Here is a 22,163-nt window from a genome sequence, read left to right as displayed (position 1 = left end):
TGGTCGGCGGTGAAGAGCATGTGTTGGTTTTCCCCTGTCGTTCCGGGGCGGCGCAAAGCGCCGAACCCGGAACCTCGATATTGCTTTACTCATCTCCAGATTCCGGGTTCGCGTCTTCGCGCGCCCCGGAATGACGTTGTGTGGCGCTCAGCCCCATCCAAGGCCGAGAAAGCCGAGATCGCCGAGCTTCTTGAACAGCTCGTGGGCGGGGAAGATGCCGTTCTTCTCCCATTCGTCGACGAACGGATTGATCTCCGCGGCGATGAATTTTTGCAGGATGCGACGGGGTTCGTCGTGGTCGGCGGTGAAGAGCATGTGTTGGTTTTCCTCTGTCGTTCCGGGGCGGCGCAAAGCGCCGAACCCGGAACCTCGATATTGCTTTACTCTTCTCCAGATTTCGGGTTCGCGTCTTCGACGCGCCCCGGAATGACGGTGTGTGTGCGTGTCGCGCCCTCCGCAATGACGGTGCGTGTGGCCTTCACAGCCCCATCTGCCGCGACGCCAGATCCTTCATGATCTCCTCGGTCCCGCCGCCGATGGCGTTGACCTTGACCTCGCGGTAGATGCGCTCGACCTTGATCCCGCGCATGAAGCCGGCGCCGCCGAAAATCTGCACCGCCTCGGAGGCGCAGAACGCCATGGTCTGGGTCGCCTGGTTCTTCATCATGCAGATCTCGGCGACCGGGCTCTCGCCCTGCCCCAGCCGCCACGCCAGCATTTCCAGCATCGCCTGCGACGCCGCCACCTTCTGCGCCATGTCGACCAGCTTGTGACGGATCAACTGGTGCTGCGCGATCGGTTTTCCAAATGTCTGGCGCTCTTTGGCGTAGGCAATCGCCTCATCAAGACAGACCCGGGCATAGGCCGTGCAGCTCGCCGCCATGCCGATGCGCTCGCTGTTGAAATTGTGCATGATCAGCTTGAAGCCCTGCCCCTCCTCGCCGATCAGGTTTGCGCACCTTACCCGGCATTCGTCGAAATGCAGCGTCGCGGTGTCCGAGGCCCACCACCCCATCTTCTTCAGCTTGGTGCGCGACAGGCCCGGCGTATCGCCTTCGATCAGCAGCAGGCTGACCCCACCCGGCCCCTCGCCGCCGGTCCGCACCGCCACCGTCAGGTAGTCGGCGCGCATGCCCGAGGTGATAAAAGTCTTTTCGCCGCTGACGACATAATGGTCGCCGTCGCGCCGCGCCTTGGTGCGGAGATTGGCGACGTCGGAGCCGCCGCTGGGCTCGGTGATCGCCAGCGCCGAGATCTTTTCGCCCGTCAGCACCTGCGGCAGCACTCTGGCCTTGACCTCGGGCCGCGCGGCGCGCGCGATCGGCGGCGAGCCGATGGTGTGGCTCATCAGGCTCGCACTGACCCCGCCGGCGCCGGCGCGCGCCAGTTCCTGCGACGCCACGATCTTCATGAACTGGTCGGCGGCCACCCCGCCATATTCCTCCGGAAAACCCAGCCCAAGCAGCCCGATTTCGGAAGCCTTCCGATAAAGCTCGCGCGGAAACTCGCCGGCCTCGTCCCACTCATGGGCATGGGGCTCGATCTCGCGCGCCACGAAGCGCCGCATCACGTCGCGAAACGCTTCATGTTCCCTAGTGTAGAACGGGCTTTGCGCCCTTGTGCGTTCCAGCATGGTTTCCTCCCGGGCAAAGACGATGCTCCGATCCGGCCCGCGCAAGCTTGCGTTGAGCGGCTGGCATTATCGTGCAGCCGCGACCCGCGCGCCAGAACAGACGTCACGAGGGACGTCGCCGCGGCGAGCGACCAAATTTCTGTTTTTCCGAATTTCTGTTGACGCCGTACCCAAATCAGCAATATATTGATCCGGTCCCGTCCCGGTACGAGGGGCGTTTCGCGAGTCGTCACAAGCGCGGGGTGGGATGCGGTGGACGCCGATGCGCCTTTGACGAACGGCGCGGATGCGTACGGCGAAGTCGTGTGGTCCTGACGCCCCGATGCTGGCGTCAAGTTGCGCAAAGGCTCACGCATTGCGCGATGACGGTGACAACGAGCCCGGCCCGACCGGGGAGAGCACGATATAAGCCGTAAAGCCATTGCGCAGGGAATGTCGGATGCCTCCGCTGCCCTGTATGCTCGTGTGCGCTCTTTCTACCCTATTGCACACGAGACCGCGGATGCAGCGCGCACCCGGCATTCCCTGCGCCCTCTGTCTGGAGGGTCAAGGAAATTCGATGGCAAGCCTCGGGTGAATCGAGCCGCGAGATCGTGAAGTCGTGTCATCCCCCGTCGTCGTCGCCCGTTGTCATCACCCGCGCAGGCGGGTGATCCAGTATTCCAGAGGCGCCAATGATTGACCCGATAAGCCGCGGCGTACTGGATACCCGCATTCGCGGGTATGACAGCACTGGGTGTGATCGGGCACCAACCACCCCACCAGCCTCTCCACGCAAGACAGTATCCCCCAATGCGCCCTCATCTGCTAGACAGAATGCCCTCAGGCAAAACCGGCGATGCAAGGCCGCCCAGCCCTGGAGAAAACATGTCGTCCGTTCGCCATTACGACTGGATCGCCCATTTCGGCCGCCGCACCCCGGACAAAATCGCGGCGATCGACCTCGCCAGCGGGCGCCGGCTTTCCTATGCGCAGTTCGACGCGCGGATCTCGCGGCTTGCCACCCATCTTCGCGACCGGCTCAGGATCGGGCGCGGCGAGCGGGTCGCGGTGCTGGCGCTGAACACGACCGATACGCTCGAAGTGCAGTTCGCCTGCGGCCGGATCGGCGCGGTGTTCCTGCCGCTGAACACCCGCCTCACGGTTCCCGAACTGCAGTTCATTGTCGGCGATGCATCGCCCAGGCTGATGATCCACGCCGCTGAGCTAGCCGAGGTCGCGCTGTCGGTCGCCAAACTCTGCAACGTTCCCTCAGCACTTCTGCTCGGGCCGGGCGGCAGCTATGAGGCGGCGATCGCGGCCGCCGAACCGCTCGATCGCAGCGCCGACGTCAGCCACGACGACATCTCGACCATCATGTACACGTCGGGGACGACCGGCCAGCCCAAGGGCGCGATCATCACCCATGGCATGACGTTCTGGAACTGCGTCAATCTCGGCGGCCCCGCCTATATCTCGCCGTCCACGGTGCTGCTCACCGTGCTGCCGCTGTTCCATACCGGCGGGCTGAACTGCTACACCAACCCGGTGCTGCATGCCGGCGGCACGGTTTTGATCATGCGCGCGTTCGATCCCGGCGCGGCGCTGCAACTGATCAGCGATCCGGCGTGGGGGATCAACCAGTTCTTCGGCGTGCCCTCGATCTACCAGTTCATGGCGCAGCATCCCTCCTTCGCCGCCGCCGACTTCAGCCGGCTCGTGATCGGCGGCGTCGGCGGCGCGCCGATGCCGGTGCCGCTATTGAAGGTGTGGGAAGAACGCGGCGTCGCGCTCCAGCAGGGTTACGGCATGACCGAAACCAGCCCGGCCGTGCTCACGCTCGACAAGGAGGACGCCGCGCGCAAGGCGGGCTCTTCCGGCAAGCCGGTGCTGCATACCGAGGTGCGGATCGTGCGCCCCGACGGCACCGACGCTGATGTCGGCGAGCTTGGCGAACTCTGGGTCAGGGGGCCGAACGTGACGCCGGGCTACTGGAACCGGCCGGAGGCCAATCAGTCATCCTTCACCGACGGCTGGTTGCACACCGGCGACGCCACCCGCATCGACGAGGAAGGCTTCTACTACATCGTCGACCGCTGGAAGGACATGTACATTTCCGGCGGCGAGAACGTCTATCCGGCCGAGGTCGAGAGCGTGCTGCACCAGCTCCCCGCCGTCGCCGAGGCCGCCATCATCGGCGTGTCCGACGCGCAATGGGGCGAGGTCGGCATGGCGATCGTGGCGGTGAAGCCCGGCCACACCCTGACGCCTGCGGAGATTCACGCCCATTGCGCGGCCAACCTGGCGCGGTTCAAATGCCCGCGGCTGATCGAATTCGTCGACGCGCTGCCGCGCAACGCCACGGGCAAGATTCACAAGCCGACGCTGCGACAGACCTTCAGCACGCCGAAAGCCACCGACAAGCTCGCCTCATGACGACAACAGAGAAAAAGCCCGCGGGCTCATCGCCAGCGGGCTCAATTGCTCAAAAGCCGATCGAAGAACCCCGGTACATCCGCGGTGATCCTTCTCGATCGCCTTTAGCTGACGCGAAGGTTTTCCGCGCTGGTCTTGCCGCGCATGCTGTCGACCTTCGCTTCATACGAAAGCTTTTGGCCTTCATTGAGCGAGCTCAGACCCGCACGTTCGACGGCGCTGATGTGAACGAAAACGTCGGTGCCGCCATCATCCGGCTGAATGAAGCCGAAGCCCTTGGTCGCGTTGAACCACTTAACTGTTCCGGTAGCCATTTAACTATCTCCAAAGATGCGCGAAAGCGCTTTTGCCTGCACGACCTCCGCGCAGGCTTTATCCGATTTCAACGATGTCTTGGGGAAGGAAGCCGGTTTCGGCGCGGTCAACAAGGCAGAGCGGTAAGTCGAATGTTCTGCATATAGCCTGTTTGGCAGGAAATGCAAGCCCGATTCGCCGAGAATGCAAGCCCGAAAGGCGCTGTTGCAATGATATTCGGCGCGAACGGCGCCGTCCGGCGCGTGTTGCCACCCCCGGCAAGTCCCAATAAAAAGGCTTCAACCAGAAGCAGACCATGGCGCGGCGGTCTCGATCGTCACGGCCAAAGGAAACAACAGAGCAAGGGAAGTCGATGGAAGCCCAGGCCCGTACCGCGCCGCGTCCCGCCGAGAAATGGTCGCCTTCGTCCGACGCCAGCGACATCGTCAAGCGCATCCACGCCATGCTGCACCCGCGCAACATCGTGCTGGTCGGCGCCACCGACAAACCCGGCAACTACGCCGAGCGGATCTGGAATAATCTCGTCAAGTACAAGTACGAAGGCGGGCTGTTTCCGATCAACGCCAAGCGCGAAACGATCTGGGGCGTGCCCTGCTACAAGGATTTCGCCAGCCTGCCGGAAAAACCCGACCACGTGCTGGTGCTGGTGCCGGCGCGGTTCGCGGTGCAGGTGATCCGCGACGCCGCCGCCGCCGGCGCCCGCTCCGCCACCATCGTCACCTCAGGGTTCAGCGAGCTGCAGGACGAGGACAGCCAGCGGCTGGCGGTCGAACTGAAAGAGGCCGTGCGCGAAACCGGCATGGCCGTCACCGGCCCGAATTGCCTCGGCAATCTCAGCGCCGGCGAGAAGCTGTTCACCAACATCGACGACCGCATCGTCACCATGGAAGCCGGCCCGGTGGCGATCGCCGGGCAATCCGGCGCGATCGTGATGGCGATCCGCCAGGCGCTGGAGGATCGCGGCGTCGGCGTCGGCTACATGGTCACGACCGGCAACGAGACCGGCCTGGAGACGCCCGACCTGATGGCCTATTTCGCGGCCGATCCCTCGGTCCGCGTCATCGTGGTCTATCTCGAAGGCGTCCGGAACACGAAAGTGTTCCGCGCCGCCTGCAAGGCTGCGCGCGCCGCCGGCAAGCCGGTGATCGCGCTGAAGCTCGGCGCCTCCGAAGGCGGCCGCGCCGCCGCGATGGCGCATACCGGCGCGCTCGCCGGCTCGATCGAAACCTTTGACGCGGTCGCGACCCGCGAGGGCGTGATCCGCGTCCGCGGGCTGGACGAGCTGATCGAGACCACCGAGTGTTTCGTCCACGCCGATCCGCCGAAAAGCGACCGCCTCGCCGCGGTGTCGCTGTCGGGCGGCAAGCGCGGCCTTTTGATCGACGCGTTCTACTCGGCCGGCCTGAACTTCGCGCCGCTCAGCGCCAGCGCGAGCGCGCAGCTGGCAAAGATGCTGGGGCCCGGCAGCATCGTCGGCAATCCGCTCGACGCCGGCTTTGCCGCGGTCGTGGACCCCTCCGTCTACATGAAGTCGATCGAGATCATGATCGACGATCCCGACACCGACATCGTCATCATCGACGCCGAACTGCCGAAGGCGCCGCACGAGCTGCGCGAACGCAACCTGCGCATCGTCAACGAGATGGCGGGCCGCGCCTCCAAGCCCGTGGTCTACATCAGCGCGATGTCGATCGGCTTCACCGATTTCACCAAGGCCTTGCGCAAATCGTTGCCGAACATCGCCGTGATGCAGGGGCTCGACCGCGCCGTCGGCGCGATCAAGTCGCTGATCGAATACGCCTCCTTGCGCAAGGAAGTGCCGGAGATCAAGTCGAGCTCGACAGCGTCGGCGCGGGCGGCGCTGGAGAAGGCGCTCAAGAACGCCAATGGCGCCGCCGCGCTCGACGAGGTCGCGTCGAAGAAGCTCCTGAAGGCTTACGGCATTCCGGTCTCCCGGGAAGAGATCGCGCAGACCGCGACGGAGGCGGTGAAGATCGCCAGCAAGATCGGCTTCCCGGTGGTGGCCAAGGTGGTCAGCGCCGACATCCTGCACAAGTCGGACATCGGCGGCGTGGTGCTGAACCTCAACAGCGCGGCCGAAGTGAAGAAGGCCTTCAACGACATCACCGCGCGGGTCAGGAAGCTCAAGGGCAAGCCGAAGCTCGAAGGCATCCTGATCGCGCAGCAGGTCAAGGCCGACCTCGAACTCGTGGTCGGCGCCGCGCTCGACGCCGAGATGGGGCCGGTGGTGCTGTTCGGCACCGGCGGCGTCGATATCGAGCTGATGAAGGACGTGGCCCTCGCCGGCGCGCCGCTGGATGCGGCCGAGGCGAGGCAGCTGATCGCCAGGACCAAGGCCGGCGTCAAGATCAAGGGTTATCGCGGCAAGCCCGCCCTGCACGAGGCTTCGGCGGTGAAGGCGCTGGTCGGGCTGTCCAGCCTGATGGCCGACGCGGGCGACCGCATCGCGTCGATCGACGTCAATCCGTTCCTGATCAACAGCAAGCTCGGCGTCGCCGTCGATGGCCTGATCGTGCTCAACAACGCCGCCGCCAACAAGGCGGCGAAGCATTGAGTCACAAGCCCGCGCCCCACTGCCGCGCGGTCTGCACGACCCAGTCGCGATAAAGCGTCAGCGGGGTGACGCCGGTCAGGCCGCCGCAGCCTGCGCTGTTGTTCGGCCCGGTCGACCAGCTCACGACCCCGACGATGACCGCGCCGCCCGGCTTGTCCTCGAACACCGGCGCGCCGGAGTCTCCCGTGCAGGCGCCGAGGCCGTCACGGATGCCCTGGCCGACGGGATCGACGAGACGGATCTGCAGCGTGCCCGGCCTGCCGGTCGCGACCAGTCCGGCGACGCGGACGGCGCCGCCGCTCTTGCCGTCGCCGCGCACCGTCACGCCGATGCCGGCAATGGTAAAGCGGCTGCCGACGGCGATGGGAATGGTGGGCGTTCCGAGCACGGCCGGAATCTTTCCTCGGGCCGGCGTTGCCAGTTGCAGCAGCGCGACATCGGCGGTGGCGCGATGCGACTGCATCGCCTGCATGTTGAAGCCCGGATGGATGGCGATGGTTCTGACATCCTGCAGCGACGGCTGGCGGTCCGCGCCAACCTCGACGATCTTGTAGTCCGCGCCTGAAGGCACGCAATGCGCCGCCGTCAGCACCAGCTTTGGCGCGATCAGCGCTCCGGTGCAGAAATTACCGCGCGAGCCGACAATGGTAACGATCGAACGCCCGACGCCGTCGCTCGAGGGCGCGCCGCCGCCGACGATGGCGAACGCAGGAGATGCCAGCAGCGGCACGACGCCCGCGATGATGCGGATCAAATGTTTCATCGGCTCAGCCATAACCCGCGCAGTGCATGTCGCCAAGCGGCTGATCGGGCTGGCTCCCACGGGCATTTCATGTTAGCCGCTCGCGGACGCAATATTCAGGCAAGGTATCATGATCGAGGCGGTGATCTGGGATTTCGGCGGGGTGCTGACGACCTCCCCCTTCGAGGCGTTTGCGCGGTTCGAGGCCGAGCGCGGGCTGCCGGCCGACATCATCCGGCGCACCAATGCCGCCAACCATCTGGAGAACGCCTGGGCCAGGTTCGAGCGCGCCGAGGTCGACATCGAAGCCTTCGACGAACTGTTCGCGGTCGAATCGCGCGAACTGGGCGCGGAGGTGCGCGGCAAGGAGGTGCTGCCGCTGTTGTCCGGCGACCTGCGGCCGGAGATGGTCGAGGCGCTGAAGCGCGTCAAGGCGCGGTTCAAGACCGGCTGCATCACCAACAACCTGCCGGCCAACGCCATCGGCAGCCATAGCGGCCGTTCGCTGTATGTCGCCGAAGTGATGGTGCTGTTCGATCATGTCATCGAGTCCGCGAAGATCGGCCTCAGAAAACCGGACCCGCGGATCTACCGGTTGATGACCGAAACGCTGCAGGTCGACCCCGGGAAGTGCGTCTATCTCGACGACCTCGGCGTCAACCTCAAGCCCGCGCGCGAGATGGGCATGGCCACGATCAAGGTACTCAATGCCGCGCAGGCGATCGCGGAGCTGGAAGCCGCAACCGGGCTCGCATTGCGCTAGGCGGAAAAATGGCGAGGTTCTCCACCTCGTGCTGACCCGGAATTCACGCGGGGCAGGCTTTCGCCCTCCAACGCCATTCCGCGCTTGTTCTTTGCCGGGAACACAGGCAGAACAATCCAAATCAACGCGAATTCGGAGTTGAAACCCGTGGCTGATATCAGGCCTTCGGCCGCGATCGAGGCGGTGGAGAGCGGCCTTGCCGCGCAAGGTTATATTGCCAGCCGCCAGATCGCGACCGCGGTCTATCTGGCGCAGCAGATCGACAAGCCGATCCTGGTCGAGGGCCCGGCGGGCGTCGGCAAGACCGAGCTCGCCAAGGCGATCGCCGCCTGGCGCGGACTGAAGATGATCCGCCTGCAATGCTACGAGGGACTCGACGAAGCCAAGGCGCTCTACGAGTGGAAGTACGCCAAGCAACTTCTGTATACGCAGATCCTGAAGGACAAGCTCGGTGAGGTGCTCGGTGGCGCCCCGACGCTCGAGGCGGCGCTGAGCCAGCTTCACGATTTCGGCGACGTGTTCTTTTCCAAGGAGTTCGTCGAACCCCGGCCGCTGCTGCAGTCGCTGGAGCAGCCCGCCGGCTGCGTGCTCCTGATCGACGAGATCGACAAGTCGGACGCCGAGTTCGAATCGCTGTTGCTGGAGATCCTCAGCGACTTCCAGGTGACCATTCCCGAGCTTGGGACGATCGTCGCGGTCGCGCCGCCGACCGTGATCCTGACCTCGAACAGCGAGCGCGACCTTGGCGACGCGCTGAAACGGCGCTGCCTCCACCTTCACATCGGCTTCCCCGAACAGCGACTGGAAGAACGCATCGTTGAAAGCCGCGTGCCCGGCATTTCCCAGACGCTGCGCAAGCAGATGGTGGGCTTCATCCACGAGGTCCGCACGCTCGATCTGAAGAAGCTGCCCTCGGTCAGCGAGACCATCGACTGGGCGCGCGTGCTGGTACTGCTGCAGGCGTCCGAGCTGGGCCACGAGGTGGTCAAGGACACGCTGAACGTGCTGTTGAAATACGAAGCCGACATCGAGGCTACCATGCCCCAGGTTTCCAGCTTCATCGCCAAGGCTACGCGTCAAAACGTCTTCGGGTGACGCCGCCATGAGAGAGAACCTGCATCGCTTCTTCCGCGCGGCGCGGGGCGCAGGGGTCAGGCTCTCGCCGGCCGAGAGCATCGACGCGATGCGCGCAGTCGCCAAGGTCGGCTTCGCCGACCGCACGATTCTGCGCGACACCTTCCTGCTGACGCTGGCCAAGACCCAGGACGAGAAGGCCGCGCTCGGCGATTGCTTCGACCTGTTCTTCGACCAGCCGGAGCCGCAATCCCCGCCGGAAGACGGCCGGGCGGACCAGAAGGACCAGCCGGGGTCCGACCCCTCCTCCGATGACGCCGGCGACGAGCCAGCCGAAGGGCTCGGCCAGCTCGCGCAGATGCTGCTGGGGCAGGACCGCAACGAAATCTCGGCCGCCATCGCCAACGCGGCGAATGCGGCTTCGCTGTCCGACATCCGCTACTTCACCCAGCGCGGCATTTTCTCCGGACGCATCCTCGACCAGATGGGTATCCAGCGCCTCCGCGACGACCTCGACGATCTCGCGGCCAGCAACCCGGCGCTAGCCGAACGGCTGACCCACGCGCTGGACGGGCTGCGCGGCACGGTCCGCGACACGGTCTCCCAGGCGCTCACGCTTTATGGCCGCGAGGAATCGGAAAACCTCCGCAACGAGATTCTGCGCAACGCGCCGCTGTCGCGGATCGAGCCGCGCCAGGTCGAGCAGATGCGGCGTCTCATCCGCCAGATCGCCCGCCGCCTGCGCGAGCGCTACAGCAAGCCGCGCAAGCGGCAGCGCCGCGGCCATCTCGACGTCCGCCGCACCATCCGCCGTAACGCCGCGTGGGGCGGCGTGCCGTTCCTCACCGCCTGGAAGCGCCGGCACCGCGACAGGCCGAAGATCGTCGCGATCTGCGACGTCTCCGGTTCGGTGGCGCGGGTTTCGGATTTCTTCCTGCTGTTGATCCACAGCCTGCATGAGGTCGTGGACGACGTCCGTTCCTTTGCGTTCTCGGGACATCTGATCGAAGTCAGCGACATCCTGGAATCCAAATCACCGGAAGCGGCGATGGCCGAGATCATGTCCAAGGTCGGCTTCGGCTCGTCCGACTACGGCAACTCCTTTGTCGATTTTGAGCGTGGCTGGATGAGCGCGATCACGCCGCAAACCACCGTGATCGTGCTCGGCGACGCCCGCAGCAACAACCTCGATCCCCGCGCCGACATTCTGCGCCGCATCGCCGAGCGCTCGAAGCGGCTGGTGTGGCTCAATCCCGAGGGACGCATGGCCTGGGGCTGGGGCGATTCGGAGATGCCGCGCTATTCGACCTTCTGCAGCGTCGTCCGCCAGTGCGCGACCGCCCGGCAACTCGAACGCGCGGTTTCGGATATCGTGGCGAGCTATCAGTAATGCCGGCTCCCGCAGCGCGTTCCGTTGGCAGTGCGCCTGACCCGCTGTCGGTGCTCAATTCCGTATTCGGCCTGCCGGCTTTCCGCGGCGCGCAGGAGCAAATCGTCCGGCACGTCACCTCGGGCGGTAGTTGCCTGGTGCTGATGCCGACCGGCGGCGGCAAATCGCTGTGCTACCAATTGCCGTCCTTGTTGCGCGAAGGCTGCGGCATCGTGGTGTCGCCGCTGATCGCCCTGATGCGCGACCAGGTCGCGGGGTTGCTCGAGGCCGGCGTCAACGCGGCGGTGCTGAACTCCACGCTGTCGTTTGACGAGGCCTCCGAAGTCGAGCGCCGGCTGCTGGCCGGCGATCTCGACCTGCTCTATGTCGCCCCGGAGCGGCTGCTGACGCCGCGCTGCCTGGCCCTGCTCGGCCGGGCCAACATCGCGCTGTTTGCGATCGACGAGGCGCATTGCGTATCGCAATGGGGCCACGACTTCCGCCCCGAATACATCGGGCTCTCGGCCATCGCCGAGCGCTTTCCAGACGTGCCGCGTATCGCGCTGACCGCGACCGCCGACGATGTGACGCGCAAGGAGATCGTCGAGCGGCTCGGGCTTGTCGGCGCACCGGCGTTCGTCGCGAGTTTCGACCGACCGAACATCCGCTACGAGATTGTCGAGAAACAGAATGCGCCGGTCCAGCTCAAGGCGTTTATCGGCGAACGCCACGCCGGCGACGCCGGCATCGTCTACTGCCTGTCGCGGGCCAAGGTCGAGGATACCGCCAATGCGCTGACCAAGGCCGGGATAGCGGCGCTGCCCTATCACGCGGGCCTCGACGCCGGGCTGCGCGCCCGCAACCAGGACCGCTTCATCAACGAGGATGGCATCGTCATCGTCGCCACCGTCGCGTTCGGCATGGGCATCGACAAGCCGGACGTGCGCTTCGTGGCGCATCTCGACCTGCCCAAGAGCATCGAGGCCTATTATCAGGAAACCGGCCGCGCCGGGCGGGACGGCAAGCCCTCCAGCGCCTGGATGGCCTACGGCTTATCCGACATCGTGCAACAGCGCCGCATGATCGACGAATCCACGGCATCGGAGGCCTTCAAGCGCGTCTCGATCGGCAAGCTCGATGCGCTGGTGGCGCTGGCGGAGACCGCCGGCTGCCGGCGCAGCCGCCTGCTCGGCTATTTCGGCGAAGCGGGGCACGGAACCAACTGCGGCAATTGCGACAATTGTCTTTCGCCGCCGCAGCTTCGCGACGGCAAGGTCGCCGCGCAGAAGCTGCTTTCCTGCGTCTATCGGACCGGCCAGCGTTTCGGCGCCATGCACCTGATCGACGTGCTGATCGGCCGCGTCACCGAGCGCGTCACGCAATTCGGACACGACAAGCTCTCCGTGTTCGGCATCGGCGCCGAGCTCAACGAAAAGCAGTGGCGCGCCGTTGTTCGTCAGCTGGTCGCCATGGGCCACCTGCAGGCCGATAGCGAGGCTTTCGGCGCACTGAAGCTGACCGAAAGCGCGCGCGGCGTCTTGAAGGGCGAAACCGCGATCATGCTGCGCGAGGCCGCCGCCGGGACGCGCAGTCGCGCCAGCCGCGTCAGGTCAAGGCGCGGCGACCTGGCGCCCCGCTCCGCCGGCGAAGGCCGCCCCGCCGATGCAGGGCTGCAGGCGGCGCTGCGGGCCTGGCGGTCCGAGATCGCGCGTCAACGCGGCGTGCCCGCCTATGTGGTGCTGCACGATTCGACCATCGACGGCATTGCCGCCGCCCGCCCGGCCACGCTGGGCGAACTGCGCGGCATCCCCGGCATCGGCGACAAGAAACTCGAACATTACGGCGACGAATTGCTGTTGCTGGTGAGAGAGGCGCTCGCCTGAGCGCGGTCCGGCACGCGGGCAGTGGATGCCCGTCGGTTGCTGAGACCACCCCGCCCTCCGGCACCACAAAACGGACGTTATCTGGGCCTGAATCTCGCCTTGTAACTCGGTTCCGAACCCTGCCTCTCTGGTCACAAGGCTCCCGATGGCGTATCAGCTAAACATGAAAATCCGCCACTTTCGGCAGGCTTTGGTCCTCGCCGGTCTTGTCGTTGCGACGCCGACCTTCGCCTCGGAGGCCCCCGATACCGTCATCTTTGCGATGATGCCGGGCAAGTGCAGCGGGTTCAAGGTGGCGGGACGGGAGTTCGCCTGCAGGGCGGTCGCCTTTTTCCAGACCGAGGAAGGCCGCGCCCACTTTACCGTGGCGCTCGACGATCCCAACGACGACAGTCACACCATCACATTCTCCGGTGACAACGGACGAAGGCCGGAAGCCAACCTGTACGAACTGCCGATCGACCGGATGCTGCTCAAATCCAAGCACCGGCCGAAAGCCTACGGGCTGCCGATCCCGTTCGTCGAATCGACGGCCGGCCTGTGCAGGCAAGTGGGAAATTTCGTGACGCTCGAGGTTTCCACCATCTCCTGCACCGCAACCGACCGCAACGGCAAGACGTACGAGTTGCAGTACAAGTCGGCCGGCGCGCTGATGGAGGTGCGTCGGATCAAGCGGATGCGCGTCGGCAGCCCGGCGCTTTCGCCGTTTGACTGAAACCGCGACGCCCGAAAGCTCCGTTGCCTCATCTGTAACGCTTCTGCCTCTCGCCCAACCGGCGGATTCTTGTCACGGCAACGCTGCGCGCCTGATGCCTCGTCGCGCCGGTCTCGTGGGCAGCCATTGTTGACTCGCGGGCGCGGGAAAGTCTGAGCAGTGATATCTGCCCCGGAGCCAGCGCCATTTCCTTTCTCACGGCGTCGATAATCCGATCGAAGTCAGTTTCGTACATCGCACGCTCCATTGCGCCAGGCCGGCATTGAGCCGCCAGGACGTTGAGAGAACCGCGCTGATGAGAGATCGCCACGCAAGTTTGTTGTTAGAAGGCTCGGCCGCGGTCGCTTCGGTGGCAGAATCGGGTCTAAATCGGGAAGGCTGGATCTGCGCAATCCAGTCGCCGACCGACCCCGGCAAGGCCGACCTTATGTTTGGCAGGAGCGTTTTCAGGCGAAAACCTGCCCCCTCGCCAGATGCGGGATTCCATCCAAGCGGAAAAGGCTCTAGATTTGGCGACGAATCAGGAGCCCTCATGGCGGTAGACAGCGACAGCGCCATTGCTTGGCACCGGGCCCAACTCAGGAAGCTCCGCGAAACCCTGAAGAACATCGACGCCGCCCTTTTTACGGTCGGCGAACCTGCCCATTCGACCAGGACCGGCAAGACCCAACGGACGATTGCCGACCTCCAGCAGAAAATCCGGCAGTCGCAGCAAATCATCGCCGCCCATGAGCGCCAGACCAGACGGCCGCTGACGACGGACCGGCAGACCCTCGCCAGCGCGAGCTGGAGCAACTGGAATGCCCAGGCTGCCCCCACCCGCAGCAACAATTCGCGATAGGCTGCGGGCCACCGCAGCCGGTCTAAAGCGCGATGAGATTGGGATGAATCTTCATCGCGCTTTAGCTCTTTGTCTGAGCACGATCTTTTCGGAAAACCGCTTCACACTTTTCCGGTTCGCGCTCTAGTTCCTGGCGCTCTCCTTCGCCTTGGCCTTGCAGGAAATCAGGAAAGTGAAGGCCCTTGCATTGCGGGCGATCTCGGCCGTCTTCAGTTCGGTCTTGGCATCCGACACCTGGTAGGGAACCACGCTATTGTCGAGAAAGTCGCGCAAGGCTCCCGTCTTGATGGCGAAGTTGATGTTTTCGGGAATGTTGCCGGTCGCCCTTGCGAACTTCAGCGCATTCAGCTTTGCCGCGACGACCCCGACCACGTCGCCGCTGGCGGCCAGCAACGGCCCGCCACTATTGCCGGGCTGCACAGCCGCGCTGATCTGCAGCAACCGCGTATCGTTCATGACGCCGCTGAGCGAGCTGACGATGCCGGTCGTGACCGTGAAATCGGATGTGAGCAGGCCATGGTAGGGATAGCCGATCGCCACCACGCTGTCGCCGGACTGAATGGCCCTGTCCCTGATCTTGGCGACGTCCTTGAACGAACCCTGCACCTGAAGCAACGCGAGATCGTTGGTTTCGTCGCTCGACACCAGGCGCAGCTTGGCCGGCGCCTCGCCTGACAGATTGCCCTGGATGTCGCCGACGCATCGCTGGACGACGTGCTGATTGGTCACGAGGTGTCCATTCGCGCTCACCAGGAAGCCGGTGCCGGTATTATCGAGCAGCCTGTCGGGCTTGGCCGGCGAAGGATCTGAAGGCGTCGCCGCGACCGCCGTCTTGGCGGCGGGAAGCACCGAGAAATCCCCGGCATGGGCCACGCCGAACTGCTTGGTCTTGGCGACGCAATTCGCCAGCACCGGCAACAGCTGCCCGGTCTGGTCGAGGTTGAACTGGAATAGCTGGCCTTGCGTATAGGCGGTCATGGCCTTCGCCCGCCGGAACTGGGCGATCAGCGCGGAGTTCATCGGCAGGGGAACGCGAACCAGCTTGTCGGCAATCGGCACACCATGGACGTTGAACGGCTGCTGGCCGTCGAAGGTCAGGGTGAGCGGAAACGCCTGCCCGAGAACCAGCGTCCACTTGTCATGCGCAAACGCCAGTCCCCACCCGCCCTTTTCGTCGATGGTCACCATGAAATAGATGCCGCTGTCGTACTGGGCGCCAGCCGCGCAATGGGTGAAAGCCCCGGTCTGGTCGTTGGTGTAGGCGCCACCCTTCCAGTTTCCGACGCTGATCGAACCGTAGGGCCCGCGCGCCGACGCGCCCGTTCCGACAAGCAAAAACACCGACAGCGCGGCGGCTGCAACAGTCCGGCATTTCATAAACTGCCCCCCAATGAAGCCTGGGCGAGCATATTAAGCCTTGCAACCGCTGTGCAAGGCTCCAAAACCGATAATTTGGCAGATTGAGGCGTGGCGGACAACGACAGGTCATGTTGCAGTCACGTTTTGATTTCAGAACGGCAAGCGGGAGTCGGCTCCCATGGGCCTGGAAGTCCACCAGGCGCGAGAGCGAAGCGCTTCGTCAGGACGGCTCATTTCCGCTGGATCACCCGTGGTATCTTGCATACACTCAAAGTGCGTCGTCGCCTTTGTTGATTTCCGAATGATCGCCTGGAACAATGATCGCCTGGAACAACGTGGCCACATCAAACCGCGCGGCAAGGCGCGGATGTAATCGTGCAGTATTCGGGAGGGGAATGCCGTGAATTCCAAGATCGTTCGTTTCGCCGTGCTTGCGCTCATCGCCGGCGTTCTCAGTGCCCCAAGCCAGGCGGATGCCCAATCATGGCCGGACAAGCCGATCACCTTTATCGTGCCGTTCGCGGCCGGCGGCGGCACCGATGCCTTTGCCCGCCCGCTCGCGGCCCAGCTCGACACCCAGTTGGGCAAGCGCGTCCTGATCGAAAACCGTGCTGGCGCAGGCGGCACCGTCGGCGCTTCGGCCGCGTCCAAGGCCGCACCGGACGGCTACACTTTCTTCATGGGCGCAGCGCACCACGCGATCGCGCCATCGCTCTATCCCAACCTCGACTACAATATCGAGAAGGATTTCATTGCGGTTGCCCTGATCGCGCGGCCGCCGCAGGTCATTGTCGTCAATCCGGACAAGGTCGCGGCCAAGACGCTTGCTGAGTTCATCGCTTACGCCAAGGCCAACCCGGCCCAGTTGAACTACGGCTCCGCCGGCGCGGGCACCACGCATCATCTTGCGGGCGAATTGTTCAAGATTCTGACCAAGACGAACATCCAGCACGTCCCCTATCGCGGGGCGGGGCCTGCGATGCAGGATTTGATTGCCGGCCATGTGCCCGTGGTGTTCGACGGCATGGGCTCGTCGGCCGGGCCGATCAGGGCCGGCCAGCTCCGCGCGCTGGCGGTCGCCGCGCCAAAGCGGGTAGCGGCCTTTCCGGATCTGCCTACGGCCGCAGAAGCGGGCCTGCCCGGTTTTGAAGTGGCGACCTGGTATGGCCTGTTCGCGCCGAAGAACACGCCGCCGGAAATCATCCAGCAGATGACCCGGGAGTTGCAGAAAGCGATGCAGGCCGCGACGATCAAGGAAGCCTGGGAGCGCAACGGCTCCGATGTTCCCAACGTGACCGGCCCCGCGTTTGCGGCCATGGTGACCTCCGAAATCGCGCGCTGGAAGAAAGTCGTGACCGAGGCGAATGTGAAGCTGGATTAATCCTGCAGACGCGGTGCCCGACGTATTTGTTTCATGGCGGGCCCGCCGCTTCGAAACGCTGGCAATGGTGGAATCAGTTGATGCCCCGCACGCCGTAGCGCGTGAAGTCGTCCATGATCCCGGCCTGGATCGTCTTTGCCGCCAAGATGTCGGCGTCGCCGCCAGCGGCGTCGCCGTTCTTCAGCCTGGCAAGCCCGCGCCCGTAGAGCGCGCTCGCCAGCTTCGGATCAAACCTCAGCGCGGAATTGAAGTCAGCGATGGCAGCGCCATACTGATCCATCTTCAGGTGTATCAGCCCGCGGGAATCGTGCGCGGCGGCGTCGTCTGGCCGCGATTGAAGCGCCCTGTCGCAATCCCCGAGCGCCGCCTGTAACGCCCCGACGACGGCTCGGGCCCAGCAACGTCCGCTCCACGCGGCCTCCAGGTTGGGCTGGAGACGAATCGCCTCGTCGAAATCCTGCGCCGCGCGATCATATTCGCCCTTCTTAAGATAGGCCCCGGCGCGGTTGGCAAACGCACCGCCGTAGTTCGGATTGAGTCCGATCGCCTCATCGAGGGACCGCAGTGCGCGATCGTAATCGCCCTTCCGCAAGTACGCCGCACCGCGATTGCTGAAGGGCTTGGCGTAAGCCGGATCCAGCCTGATGGATTGATCGTAATCCTCGATGGCGCGATCAAGATCACCTTTCGCGGCGTGGGCATTACCGCGATTATTGTAGGCGATGGCTACGGCTGCCGTCCTGGCTTGGCCGGAATCGATCAGGGCCGTGCACCCGTCGATCCGGGCTGCGAATGACGTGCGGCCCGAGCCGTTGCAGAGTTCAATGTTCCTGAGATAGTCGCCCTTCCCCGGATCTTGCGCGACGGCCATCGATGCGATCAACGGCAAAACAGCAACAATCGCCAACCCGTAGAGAAAGCGCCGGAGTGCAGCAGATACCATAGCAAGCTTTCCGATGTTCACCGAGGGCGGTTGTCGAAATCAACGCAGCTCGCCCGGACCTCGTTGACCGTTCGATCATGTCGCGGCGTGAACGGCTGACGCACGCTCTCGGGCTAGCACCCCCGGCAGATGCTCGGATTCCACCTGGGACCGGGCTTCTGTTCCATTGGCTGCCGCGCCGGGGTCGCCGCCGACCTGCGCTCCGGCTTGCTCTTGCTCTCTTCGATGAGAGTTGAAAACCTGACCGTCCCATCATCCGCAATTTCGACACGTGGCGTGGTGCCGCGAATACCCATCGTCGCCACGGGGGTATCGACCTTCATGTCGCCGGTCTTGGCGACCTTGCCGGCGACAAAAGTGAACGTCCCCTTGGTGAGATTGAGCAAGGTAGAGTTTGACGTGCTGCCGGGATCGTACACGAACTCGTTCAGGACCATCCGCGCGTTGCTCGACAGATTGAACGAGGTGCCGTCGATGAAGTTGATGCCAACCCGCCCGTCGGCGCCGGTTGCGACCACGTCGCCCTGATAGACGAGGTCGCCCACTCTCGCTCGACCGGCCGGACCGGCGATACTTGCCTGAACGACCGCCGCACTCGCCCGCTCCAGGGTGACCTCGCCCGTGGCGACAACAACTCTTCCGACTGGTTTGACTTCAAGATTCAGGACAGCGGGCCTGACCGAACTGGGCCCGGCGGAATCGGCCTGTGCAAGGGCAGGCGCAGAAGCGACAATTCCGGCCGTCGCCAGAACCAAGCCCATCGACAATACAGCAAACCCATGCATGCAGGTGATCCCCTTGGCGGGAAGATCTTGCTCGTCTGGCTGCGGCGATAAACGGCTCTTTGAACGCCGAGTCAACGCCATGAATTATGTCAGGCACGGGCATCGCCCGCCATTTGCTCAAGAGGATTACGCCTTTTGAGCCTAAAGCCTGGGTCCCACGGCCTGGTTTACTCTGGATCGCAAAACCATCGCTCTCGCCGGCTTTTGAGCTGGCGGGGCAGGATGTGTTGGTCCGATGGCCTGGACGAAGCCAGACCTCGGGGTATTGAAACTGCACAACGGGGTTGCAAGCATGCCCATCAGGTCCCGCGCCGAAACCGGAAACAAACGCAGGGCCGCGAAGGCCACACTTCCCCGCATCATCAGCGATCCTCGAAGCCGTGTCCATGCCGGCGGGCTCGGCATGCTTTGGCTCACGGCCCTCACCTTCTCGCTGCCGAAGGAGGTTCGGGCGGCCGATCCGAACGCCACCGTCCTCGACGACGGCAGCATCACCTACAAGGATTTCGAGCACGGCGTGTTCGAGCTTGTCACCAAGGAGGCGATCCCGCGGCGCTTTCTCGTCGAGGATCCCGGACAGACCATCGTCCTGCGGCCGGAAGGGTCCACGATCAGCGTGAACCAGGTCGCTAATTCCGCAGCGCGAATGGCCGAGTTGCAGGCGGCCGAGCAGGAGGCGCGCGCCACCCTCGAGAGAGGACTGAACTCAACCGGGTCAAGCACACCTCCTTTGGTCGAGTCGCTGCCGGTGCAGCCGATCAATTTTATCCCGGCCGACAATTCTCTCCCGGATCTGGATCCGCTTGCCGCGCCCTCGGTGCTGTTCGTCTCGATACCGGAGATCATTGTCGGACGTATACCGCCTCCGCCGCCTCAACCACCGACGCTGAACGCGATTGCGGGGCCGACCGAAATCGACACCGTGGCATTTGACGTCTTCACCGCGACGACCGGAGCTTTCGTGGCCAGCAGTCCGAATGGCGACGCCGCGCTGACCTTCGGCATCAGCGGGGGAACCGCCGGGACAACGGTGGTGGAGGGGGTGACCTATGACGTATCGCAGGTCGGGCCCTATGGCACGCTCTACGTCGCCAGTTCGACCGGTGCGTACATTTTTGTTCCCGACAATGATGCTATCAACGCACTTACGGAGCCCGCGACGACACTCTTCATCATCACGGTTTCCGACGGCTCGCTGTCAGCCAGCCAGGCCTTCACGATCGCCATCAACGGCACCAACGACGCCGCGCTCATTTCCGGCACCATCACCGGCGCGGCGATCGAGGCCGGCGACGTCGACAACAGCTCGCCGGGCACTCCGACCGCCACCGGCACGCTCACAGCCGCCGACGTCGACCATCCACCCAACACCTTCACGGCGGTAAGCTCGCCGACGGCGAGCGCGGGCGGCTTCGGCACGTTCATGATGACGGCGGCCGGCGTGTGGACCTACACCATCAACCAGGACAACAGCGCGATTCAGGCACTCAATGTCGGCGGCACGCTGACCGACACCTTTACGGTGACCAGCATCGACGGCACCGCACAGGTGGTGACGGTCACGATCCGGGGCGCCAACGACGCGGCCGTCATTTCCGGGGCCAAGACCGGCGCGGTCACCGAGGACGGCGGCGAAAAGTATGCCGGCCCGACCGCGACCGGCACGCTCACCGCCGCCGACGTCGACAATGCGCCCGATACCTTCACGGCGGTCAGTTGCCCGACGGCGAGCGATGCCGGCTACGGCACCTTCACGATGACGGCGGACGGGTTGTGGACCTACAAATTGGATGACGACAATTGCGCGGTGCAGGCGCTCGACTTCGGTGACACGCTGACCGACACATTCACGGTCACCTCCATCGACGGCACCCCGCAGGTAGTGACGATTACCATCCACGGCGCATCGGACGCCGACCCCAACGATTTCGACCATTTGGCCGCGGGCAAATTCATCGTATCCGATCCGCCATACATCTTCGGCACCCCCCGCAACGACGTCGTCGAGAAGTGGGGTCACCACGGTCGGATCATCTACACGGGCGCCGGCGACGACACCATCGACGCGACTGGGAAATGCGACCTGATCTACGCTGGCTCCGGCAATGACAGGGTCAAGGGCAACGACGGCGACGATACGATCTATGGCGGTTCGGGAAGGGATGTGATCAGTGGCGGCCATGGCTGTGATGTCATCGTCGGTGGATATGGCGCGGACAAGCTTGCCGGCGGCGAGGGAAACGACCGTTTCGTCTTCTTGTCCGCGGCGGATTCCAACGCCGCCCGGTTCGACGTCGTCTCCGATTTCAGATCGGGCTACGACAGGATCGATTTGGCCGCCCTCGGCGCGCTCGCGTTTCTGGCGCTGACGTCCTCAAGCACATCGGTGCCGGCGCATACGATCGCCTGGTTCTATGACAGCACGGCGAATCAAACCATCGTGTACGTCAATTCGACCGACCACACCCTGAGCATCGGCGATTCCGCCCTGGTGGAAATTCATCTGGAGGGATTTGTCGCCCTTCAGGCCGCGGATTTCGCCCCCGAGCCGACCGCGACGCAGGCCGCCGGCGAAGCCGTCCATCCCGAGTTCGCGGCCACGGTGGAAATCGACGCGACGGTCAAGGCCGACGCTTCGTTCGACTGGACCGACGGTGACGGCGCGCACCTCGCCGGCGGGAACTGGACGACGCGAATGGCCGGCACGGGTGGCGACTCCGATCTTTCCGGCAACGGCGAAGTCCGGACCCCCGCGGGCGAATGCGGCAGTGACGACGCCGATATCATTTCGGTCGGCAGGCAGTCAGCCGAACTGACGCGCGTTCACGTTAGGGCGTCAACGGAGAGCAACCTCACGCCGGATCAGACGCCGGCGCGCGGCTGCGCCAGCCGTGGCGCGGATTTTGACGCGCCGCACGACGGCAGGTTCGCGTCGGGGCGGATCGAACATGGCCAGACGCCGGATGAGGATAGCTTGACCGCGCGATCTCACACCGACTGGACGTTCGGTTTTGCAACGCGCAGCCACACAAGGTGGCACAACGAGGATCACCGATCGGAAGATCACAGGTCGAACGCGGGCGGTTGGAACGATCATATTGCGCACAGGCTTGACGACTCGTTCCATTTCCGGGGCAGGTTTTCCAGCTCCGAGGCTTCAGACTTCGCGGATGCCCACCGCATTCCGAGGTCGAGCGACCGCGATGAAGACAGGTCAGGGTCTGGCGGACCACGGGAGGGTCCAGAGGCAACGAGCGAGTCGTTCGCATCGAGGCATTCCTCATCCGACACTTTCGATTTCGATCACGCCGGAAATGACCGCGCTTCACATGGATGGCACGACCTCCTGGTGTGACCGATCCGTGCCGAC

Annotated in this window: 17 protein-coding genes and 1 pseudogene; 10 read left to right on the top strand and 8 right to left on the bottom strand. The window is 64.4% G+C overall.

The genetic code is table 11. From position 1 onward, the window contains the following. Window positions 1-159 precede the first annotated feature (159 nt). Together Q0D31_RS10120 and Q0D31_RS10115 are read right to left on the bottom strand one after the other, a co-directional pair. Window positions 160-315 (bottom strand): annotated as a pseudogene (locus tag Q0D31_RS10120) (acyl-CoA dehydrogenase family protein); the annotation flags it as partial. Between the two features lie 163 nt (window positions 316-478). Then, entirely contained in the window at window positions 479-1,633 is a 1,155-nt protein-coding gene (locus tag Q0D31_RS10115) for an acyl-CoA dehydrogenase family protein (protein WP_291849343.1), read from the bottom strand. Between the two features lie 867 nt (window positions 1,634-2,500). On the opposite strand from Q0D31_RS10115, the gene Q0D31_RS10110 reads away from it, so the two are divergent. Next, a complete protein-coding gene (locus tag Q0D31_RS10110) occupies window positions 2,501-4,048 on the top strand; it encodes a long-chain fatty acid--CoA ligase (RefSeq protein WP_291849340.1) in 1,548 nt (515 codons plus the stop codon). Between the two features lie 104 nt (window positions 4,049-4,152). Here Q0D31_RS10110 and Q0D31_RS10105 read toward each other — a convergent pair whose 3' ends face one another. Continuing rightward, window positions 4,153-4,362 (bottom strand): cold-shock protein, encoded by a 210-nt coding sequence (locus Q0D31_RS10105; RefSeq protein ID WP_074822174.1) that lies wholly within the window; start codon window positions 4,360-4,362, stop codon window positions 4,153-4,155. 353 nt (window positions 4,363-4,715) lie between these two features. On the opposite strand from Q0D31_RS10105, the gene Q0D31_RS10100 reads away from it, so the two are divergent. Then, the gene (locus tag Q0D31_RS10100; protein WP_291849329.1) at window positions 4,716-6,938 is read left to right on the top strand and encodes an acetate--CoA ligase family protein; all 2,223 of its coding nucleotides are present in this window, start codon (window positions 4,716-4,718) and stop codon (window positions 6,936-6,938) included. Between the two features lies 1 nt (window position 6,939). On the opposite strand, the gene Q0D31_RS10095 is transcribed toward Q0D31_RS10100, so the two are convergent. After that, window positions 6,940-7,701, bottom strand: a complete 762-nt coding sequence (locus Q0D31_RS10095; protein WP_291849326.1) for a trypsin-like serine protease — start codon at window positions 7,699-7,701, stop codon at window positions 6,940-6,942. A 106-nt stretch (window positions 7,702-7,807) separates the two neighbouring features. Between Q0D31_RS10095 and Q0D31_RS10090 the strand changes: the two genes are divergently transcribed. The 5 genes from Q0D31_RS10090 to Q0D31_RS10070 all read left to right on the top strand — a co-directional run bounded on the left by Q0D31_RS10090 (window position 7,808) and on the right by Q0D31_RS10070 (window position 13,484). After that, window positions 7,808-8,443, top strand: a complete 636-nt coding sequence (locus tag Q0D31_RS10090; protein ID WP_291849878.1) for an HAD-IA family hydrolase — start codon at window positions 7,808-7,810, stop codon at window positions 8,441-8,443. Between the two features lie 147 nt (window positions 8,444-8,590). Continuing rightward, window positions 8,591-9,538, top strand: coding sequence for a MoxR family ATPase (locus Q0D31_RS10085; RefSeq protein WP_291849323.1), 948 nt, complete (start codon window positions 8,591-8,593; stop codon window positions 9,536-9,538). 7 nt (window positions 9,539-9,545) lie between these two features. Beyond that, window positions 9,546-10,907, top strand: coding sequence for a VWA domain-containing protein (locus tag Q0D31_RS10080; RefSeq protein WP_291849320.1), 1,362 nt, complete (start codon window positions 9,546-9,548; stop codon window positions 10,905-10,907). Then, window positions 10,907-12,769, top strand: a complete 1,863-nt coding sequence (gene recQ, locus Q0D31_RS10075; protein ID WP_291849317.1) for a DNA helicase RecQ — start codon at window positions 10,907-10,909, stop codon at window positions 12,767-12,769. The genes Q0D31_RS10080 and recQ overlap by 1 nt, the downstream gene beginning before the upstream one ends. Window positions 12,770-12,932: 163 nt before the next feature. Beyond that, on the top strand, window positions 12,933-13,484 hold the full coding sequence (locus Q0D31_RS10070) for a hypothetical protein (RefSeq protein ID WP_291849315.1): 552 nt from the start codon (window positions 12,933-12,935) through the stop codon (window positions 13,482-13,484). A gap of 28 nt (window positions 13,485-13,512) precedes the next feature. Here the strand turns inward: Q0D31_RS10070 and Q0D31_RS10065 are convergent, their stop codons facing one another. After that, the gene (locus tag Q0D31_RS10065; protein ID WP_291849313.1) at window positions 13,513-13,719 is read right to left on the bottom strand and encodes a hypothetical protein; all 207 of its coding nucleotides are present in this window, start codon (window positions 13,717-13,719) and stop codon (window positions 13,513-13,515) included. Window positions 13,720-13,779: 60 nt separating this feature from the next. Here Q0D31_RS10065 and Q0D31_RS10060 point away from each other — a divergent pair, with 60 nt between their 5' ends. Continuing rightward, entirely contained in the window at window positions 13,780-14,325 is a 546-nt protein-coding gene (locus Q0D31_RS10060; RefSeq protein ID WP_291849310.1) for a hypothetical protein, read from the top strand. Window positions 14,326-14,448: 123 nt separating this feature from the next. Here Q0D31_RS10060 and Q0D31_RS10055 read toward each other — a convergent pair whose 3' ends face one another. Beyond that, window positions 14,449-15,702: a trypsin-like peptidase domain-containing protein gene (locus tag Q0D31_RS10055; protein WP_291849307.1), complete on the bottom strand. Its 1,254-nt coding sequence runs from the start codon at window positions 15,700-15,702 to the stop codon at window positions 14,449-14,451. Window positions 15,703-16,084: 382 nt separating this feature from the next. On the opposite strand from Q0D31_RS10055, the gene Q0D31_RS10050 reads away from it, so the two are divergent. Then, on the top strand, window positions 16,085-17,065 hold the full coding sequence (locus tag Q0D31_RS10050; RefSeq protein WP_291849304.1) for a tripartite tricarboxylate transporter substrate binding protein: 981 nt from the start codon (window positions 16,085-16,087) through the stop codon (window positions 17,063-17,065). Window positions 17,066-17,138: 73 nt separating this feature from the next. On the opposite strand, the gene Q0D31_RS10045 is transcribed toward Q0D31_RS10050, so the two are convergent. Continuing rightward, a complete protein-coding gene (locus Q0D31_RS10045) occupies window positions 17,139-18,029 on the bottom strand; it encodes a tetratricopeptide repeat protein (protein ID WP_291849301.1) in 891 nt (296 codons plus the stop codon). A gap of 92 nt (window positions 18,030-18,121) precedes the next feature. After that, window positions 18,122-18,874, bottom strand: a complete 753-nt coding sequence (locus Q0D31_RS10040; RefSeq protein WP_291849298.1) for a FecR family protein — start codon at window positions 18,872-18,874, stop codon at window positions 18,122-18,124. A gap of 211 nt (window positions 18,875-19,085) precedes the next feature. Between Q0D31_RS10040 and Q0D31_RS10035 the strand changes: the two genes are divergently transcribed. Continuing rightward, window positions 19,086-22,148, top strand: coding sequence for a VCBS domain-containing protein (locus Q0D31_RS10035; protein ID WP_291849295.1), 3,063 nt, complete (start codon window positions 19,086-19,088; stop codon window positions 22,146-22,148). Window positions 22,149-22,163: the final 15 nt, after the last annotated feature.

The organism is Bradyrhizobium sp. (assembly GCF_022844465.1).
In the GTDB taxonomy this organism is placed as follows: domain Bacteria; phylum Pseudomonadota; class Alphaproteobacteria; order Rhizobiales; family Xanthobacteraceae; genus Bradyrhizobium.
This window is presented reverse-complemented; position numbering and strand designations above follow the sequence as displayed.

What these genes read in the sequence shown, in the direction of transcription:
- Q0D31_RS10110 (WP_291849340.1), top strand. Translation starts at nt 2,501, where the DNA reads ATGTCGTCCGTTCGCCATTACGACTGGATCGCCCATTTCGGCCGCCGC.
- Q0D31_RS10060 (WP_291849310.1), top strand. Translation starts at nt 13,780, where the DNA reads ATGAGAGATCGCCACGCAAGTTTGTTGTTAGAAGGCTCGGCCGCGGTC.
- Q0D31_RS10040 (WP_291849298.1), bottom strand. Translation starts at nt 18,874, where the DNA reads ATGGCGTTGACTCGGCGTTCAAAGAGCCGTTTATCGCCGCAGCCAGAC.
- Q0D31_RS10035 (WP_291849295.1), top strand. Translation starts at nt 19,086, where the DNA reads ATGCCCATCAGGTCCCGCGCCGAAACCGGAAACAAACGCAGGGCCGCG.
- Q0D31_RS10070 (WP_291849315.1), top strand. Translation starts at nt 12,933, where the DNA reads ATGAAAATCCGCCACTTTCGGCAGGCTTTGGTCCTCGCCGGTCTTGTC.
- Q0D31_RS10080 (WP_291849320.1), top strand. Translation starts at nt 9,546, where the DNA reads ATGAGAGAGAACCTGCATCGCTTCTTCCGCGCGGCGCGGGGCGCAGGG.
- recQ (WP_291849317.1), top strand. Translation starts at nt 10,907, where the DNA reads ATGCCGGCTCCCGCAGCGCGTTCCGTTGGCAGTGCGCCTGACCCGCTG.
- Q0D31_RS10095 (WP_291849326.1), bottom strand. Translation starts at nt 7,701, where the DNA reads ATGAAACATTTGATCCGCATCATCGCGGGCGTCGTGCCGCTGCTGGCA.
- Q0D31_RS10115 (WP_291849343.1), bottom strand. Translation starts at nt 1,633, where the DNA reads ATGCTGGAACGCACAAGGGCGCAAAGCCCGTTCTACACTAGGGAACAT.
- Q0D31_RS10100 (WP_291849329.1), top strand. Translation starts at nt 4,716, where the DNA reads ATGGAAGCCCAGGCCCGTACCGCGCCGCGTCCCGCCGAGAAATGGTCG.
- Q0D31_RS10055 (WP_291849307.1), bottom strand. Translation starts at nt 15,702, where the DNA reads ATGAAATGCCGGACTGTTGCAGCCGCCGCGCTGTCGGTGTTTTTGCTT.
- Q0D31_RS10105 (WP_074822174.1), bottom strand. Translation starts at nt 4,362, where the DNA reads ATGGCTACCGGAACAGTTAAGTGGTTCAACGCGACCAAGGGCTTCGGC.
- Q0D31_RS10065 (WP_291849313.1), bottom strand. Translation starts at nt 13,719, where the DNA reads ATGTACGAAACTGACTTCGATCGGATTATCGACGCCGTGAGAAAGGAA.